At 63.0% G+C, this 243-nt stretch carries 1 protein-coding gene; it reads right to left on the bottom strand.

Annotated features, from left to right (window positions below; translation table 11 throughout):
* On the bottom strand, positions 1 to 243 hold a 243-nt coding region (locus FS767_RS22535; RefSeq protein ID WP_144968300.1), incomplete at both ends, for a glycosyltransferase.

Below are 243 nucleotides of genomic sequence, written 5' to 3' on the forward strand. Positions count from 1 at the left end.
GGGCGTAGTCCCGGTTGTTCTCCAGGAAGTCCACCTGCAGCTGCAGCTTGCGCGGATCGTTCCAGTAGTCGTCGCCTTCGCAATAGGCGATGTAGTCGCCGCGGGCGTGCTGGAACACCGGCATGCCATAGGGCTTGCCCTGGCTGTACTGGTTTTCCTTTTGCAGGATCAGGCGGATCAGCCGGGGGTAGCGGCGCTCGTAGTCCTGGAGGATTTCCCGGGTGCCATCGGTCGAGGCGTCGT

Origin of the sequence: Pseudomonas sp. DE0010 (assembly GCF_007680745.1) — a bacterium.
Taxonomy (GTDB): Bacteria; Pseudomonadota; Gammaproteobacteria; order Pseudomonadales; family Pseudomonadaceae; genus Aquipseudomonas; species Aquipseudomonas parafulva_B.